General features: G+C 69.0%; 1 protein-coding gene. It reads right to left on the bottom strand.

Annotation, left to right across the window (positions count from 1 at the left end; translation table 11 throughout):
• Nucleotides 1-2768, bottom strand: a 2768-nt coding sequence (locus AC08ON_RS11575) for a multifunctional oxoglutarate decarboxylase/oxoglutarate dehydrogenase thiamine pyrophosphate-binding subunit/dihydrolipoyllysine-residue succinyltransferase subunit (RefSeq protein ID WP_476616944.1), incomplete at both ends; no start/stop codon positions are given.

Genomic DNA, 2768 nt, shown 5'->3' with positions numbered 1-2768 from the left:
CAGCAGGTGGAAGTAGCTGGCGGGGGACGAGGGTGCGGAGACCGTCATGTTGTTGTCCGCGCACAGCGACAAGAAGCGCTCGATGCGGGCGGAGGAGTGGTCGGGACCCTGACCCTCGTAGCCGTGCGGCAGCAGCAGGGTGACCGCCGACCGCTGGCCCCACTTGGCCTCACCGGCGGTGATGAACTCGTCAATGATCGACTGGGCGCCGTTGGCGAAGTCGCCGAACTGCGCCTCCCAGAGCACCAGCATATCCGGCCGGGCGACCGCGTAGCCGTACTCGAAGCCCATCGCAGCGAACTCACTCAACAGCGAGTCGTAGACGTAGAAGGTGCCGACACCGTCGTTCACGATGGTGCCGTCGAGGCCGTGGCGCAGGGTCCGCAGCGGGGTGTGGTCCGCGGCGCTGTGCCGGTCGACCAGCACGGCGTGCCGCTGGCCGAAGGTGCCCCGCCGGCTGTCCTGACCGGTCAGCCGCACCGAGCGGCCGTCGAGCAGGAGCGTTCCGAAGGCCAGGGTCTCCGCCAGCGCCCAGTCGATCAAGCCGGTCTCCACCATCTGGGCCCGCCGCTCGACCTGGGGACGCAGCCGTGGATGGACGGTGAAGCCCTCCGGCAGGTTGACCTGGGTCTCGATGACCTTCTTCACGGCCTCGTCGGACACGGCGGTGCTGACCGCGGCCGCCGCGGCGGCCTCCTCCGGGGTGGTGATGATGCGTGGCTGCGGCGACGAGCTCGCCGGGGTGGTGTCCCGGGTCTGCGCGAAGGCCTTCTCGAGCTCCGCGCGGTAGCTCTTCATCGCTTGCTCGGCCTCCTCGCGGGTGATGTCCCCGCGGCCGATCAGCGCCTCGGTGTAGAGCTTGCGCACCGAACGCTTGCTGGCGATGGTGTCGTACATCAACGGCTGGGTGAACGAGGGCTCGTCCATCTCATTGTGCCCGCGCCGCCGGTAGCAGACCAGATCGATGACGACGTCCTTGTGGAACGCCTGGCGGTACTCGAACGCCAGCGCCGCAACCCGGACACACGCCTCCGGGTCGTCCCCGTTCACGTGGAAGATCGGTGCCTGGACCATCCGGGCGACGTCGGTGGCGTACACCGACGACCGGCCGGAGTCCGGCGAGGTGGTGAATCCGACCTGGTTGTTGATGACCAGGTGTACGGTGCCACCGGTGCGGTATCCGCGCAGCTGGGACAGGTTGAGGGTCTCGGCGACGACCCCCTGCCCGGCGAACGCGGCATCGCCGTGGACGAGTACCGGCAGAACGGTGAAACCCGCCGAGCCCTTGTCCAGAATGTCCTGCTTGGCGCGGACGACGCCCTCGGTGACCGGGTCGACCGCCTCGAGGTGCGACGGGTTCGCGACCACCGAAACCGGTACCGTGCGGCCGTCCTGGCCGGTGTAGACGCCCTCGGCGCCGAGGTGGTACTTGACGTCGCCGGAGCCGTGCGCCGTCTGCGGGTCGAGGTAGCCCTCGAACTCGGCGAAGATCTGCCGGTAGGACTTGCCGACGATGTTGGCGAGCACGTTCAGCCGGCCGCGATGGGCCATGCCGATGACGACCTCGTCCATCCCCGCGCCGGCGGCGCGCGAGAGAACCTCGTCGAGGGCGGGGATCGTCGACTCGGCGCCCTCGAGGGAGAACCGGCGCTGGCCGACGTACTTGGTCTGCAGGAACGATTCGAACGCCTCCGCGGCCCCGAGCCGCTCCAGCACGTGCAGCTGCTCGGCCGGGTCCGGCCGCTCCGCGGCCCGCTCGACCCGGGCCTGGATCCAGGCACGCTCATCCGGTTCCTGGATGTGCATGTACTCGATGCCGACCCGACGGCAGTACGAGTCGCGCAGGACCCCCAGGACGTCGCGCAGGGACATCGTCCGGTGCCCGGCGAAGCCGCCGACGGCGAACTCGCGGTCGAGGTCCCACAGGGTCAGCCCGTGGCTGATGATGTCGAGGTCGGGATGGCTGCGGATGGCGAACTCGAGCGGGTTCGTGTCCGCCATGAGGTGGCCGCGTACCCGGTAGGCGTGGATCAGTTCCAGCACCCGGGCGTTGTGGTCGAGGTCGCCCTCGTGCACGACCGGCATGTCGGCGACCCAGCGCACGGGCTCGTAGGGCACCCGCAGCGACTGGAAGATCTCGTCGTAGAAGCCGTCCTCGCCGAGGAGTAGCTGATGCATCCGGCGCAGGTACTCACCCGACTGGGCGCCCTGGATGATGCGGTGGTCGTAGGTGCTGGTCAGCGTGATGATCTTGGAGATCGCGAGCTTCGCCAGGGTGTTCGCCGACGCGCCGGAGAACTCGGCCGGGTACTCCATCGCCCCGACGCCGATGATCGTGCCCTGGCCCTCCATCAGGCGGGGCACCGAGTGCACGGTGCCGATGCCGCCGGGGTTGGTCAGGCTGATGGTGACGCCGGTGAAGTCGTCGGTGGTCAGCTTGTTCGTCCGGGCCCGGCGCACGAGGTCCTCGTAGGCCTGCCAGAACTGGGTGAAGTCCAGCGTCTCGGCCTTCTTGACGGCGGCGACGACGAGCTGGCGGCCCTTCGGGGTCACCAGGTCGATGGCGAGGCCCAGGTTGATGTGCTCCGGCTGGACGACGGCCGGCTTGCCGCCCACCTCCGTGTAGGAGGCGTTCATGACGGGATGCGCGGCCAGCGCCTTGACCATCGCGTAGCCGATGATGTGCGTGAAGGACACCTTGCCGCCGCTGGAGCGGGCCAGGTGCCGGTTGATCACGATGCGGTTGTCCGCGAGCAGCTTGGCCGGCA

This window comes from Frankia sp. CoWAU3 (assembly GCF_977971855.1).
Note: the sequence above shows the minus strand (reverse complement) of the source record. Positions and strands in the feature narration are given on the sequence as shown.